Annotated in this window: 1 protein-coding gene and 1 pseudogene; both read right to left on the minus strand. The window is 26.5% G+C overall.

Annotated elements, in window-relative coordinates; genetic code table 11:
* Positions 1-137: 137 nt before the first annotated feature.
* Positions 138-1,673, minus strand: a complete 1,536-nt coding sequence (locus HMPREF9131_RS07290; RefSeq protein WP_009346215.1) for a hypothetical protein — start codon at positions 1,671-1,673, stop codon at positions 138-140.
* Positions 1,657-1,914, minus strand: a pseudogene (locus HMPREF9131_RS07295) (ABC transporter ATP-binding protein); the annotation flags it as partial. The gene HMPREF9131_RS07290 and the pseudogene HMPREF9131_RS07295, both read right to left, overlap by 17 nt.

The raw sequence follows: 1,914 nt of genomic DNA on the forward strand, positions 1-1,914 counted from the left end.
TTATTATAATTTTACTCATAAAATCCTCCCAATAAAAATTTTCTCAAAACTATTATCCTATATAATCTATACAATTTTTATATAGATTAAAGATAATTTATTAAAAAAATCCGCCAATATAAAATCAGCGGAAATTTTCACATTTTTAAATTTTTAGACGATAGATACCATATTTGAATAAAATTAAATATGTTGACAAAAATAATAATTATAATCCATGATAGAATCCTATTATTTTTAAATAATATATTTGAAATCAGAAAACTGATTAAAACCATTAAACCTATTATAAGTTGAATAAGAAGTACCGAAAACTTTCCTTTAACAACTTCTTTAGAATTAATCCAATTTATATTTAGGGTATTCATATCAAATATTAGTCCCAATAGATTAGCAAACAAACTATAAGAAAAAGCGGCAATTATTAAAAGTAGAAAAGCTAAAAATCCTAAATTAAATTTAAGACTTAAAACAAGACTTGTAAATATCAGAGGAGCTGATATAAGTATGATTCCAAGCTTAAGCTTAGCTTTAAAAACATCCCAAGCCTTTATAGGTAGAGTTTGCATCAAATAATAATTTCTACCCTCAATAGAAAGTGAACAATATGTTGTCTGACCCATTGCTGCAAAAGCAGTAACAACAAGAATTGAATTTGTTGTAAATAACTTTTCCACATCAAAATTCATCATATTTTGCAAATTGGTCATGCCTGTAACTAGAGGAGCAACGCCTAAAATCAAAAGAAGAATCGGTCCAAGAATTGTATTTAAAATATAATTATTATATGAAAAATATAGACCAATTTCTTTTTCTAATAATGACCTCGATTTATTTTTTGTGACCATTTTCAAAGCCTTATTGGACGACTTCTTAATTTTATTAGCTTTTCTATAAAAAATATCCAGATAATTTTTTGATAAAAATACTGATACAAGACCAAAAAATAAGATTGAAATTCCCATAAAGATAAGTCCCTTGAGATAGTTTCCTTCTATAAAAATTAGTCCAAAAGTTTTTAAAAGGCTTATTTTTGAGAGCTTTTCGATAATAATTGCCAAAATATTCAAACTTCTATCAGAAAAATAAAGCATTATATAAAAAAATATCACAATAGAAAAAAATATTATGCCGCCTATTATCTTCACAATCTTGTTAGTAAAAATTTTCCCCAAAAAAGCTGTTGCTAGTAAAGACAGGCAAAGAGGTATCATAGGAAAGCTAAGAAGCATGAGAATAGTAAACAAAGTAAAAGGAAAACCACAATTATCATAAGTCACATATAAAAAAGGAAAAATAACCATACATGCAACAATTCCTAAATTATAAACATAAATACCTAAAATTTTTGAACTAATTAATTCAAGACTTGTAAAAGGCATAGGCAACAAATTTTCCAACTCTCTCTTTTCAAACAGAGAATTATTTGAATACAAAACATTGCCCCAAAAAATCATTAAAAATACAATAACTGTTGAAGTAACGATCACCTTCAGAGGGTTTCCCTTATAAAAGGAACGAGTTAAACTGACTGAATAAAAAATAAACATAAAAGCCATAAAAACATTGGCAGAAAGTCCAGTTAAAAATTTTTTCTTCCCCTGATTATTATTATTTAAAAGTCTCAAAATTTCAAGTTTTAATAAGATTATTTCTTTATTTATCCTTAGCATTTACAAGCTCCATAAAAATATTTTCAAGAGATGAATTTGAAATAACATCCTTGGTGTTTCCAGAAATTACAATTTTCCCATCCTTCAAAATAGCAAGTTTATTGCATAAATTTTGAGCCACTTCAAGAACATGGGTAGAAAAGAAAATAGCACTTCCTTCTTTTACCATATTTTTAAACTCTTCTTTCAAATAAAATGTCGCTTCTGGATCAAGACCCACAAAAGGCTCGTCTAAAATTAG

Origin of the sequence: Peptoniphilus sp. oral taxon 836 str. F0141, from assembly GCF_000179335.1 — a bacterium.
Taxonomy (GTDB): domain Bacteria; phylum Bacillota; class Clostridia; order Tissierellales; family Peptoniphilaceae; genus Peptoniphilus_A; species Peptoniphilus_A lacrimalis.

What these genes read in the sequence shown, in the direction of transcription:
- HMPREF9131_RS07290 (WP_009346215.1), bottom strand. Translation starts at nt 1,673, where the DNA reads ATGCTAAGGATAAATAAAGAAATAATCTTATTAAAACTTGAAATTTTG.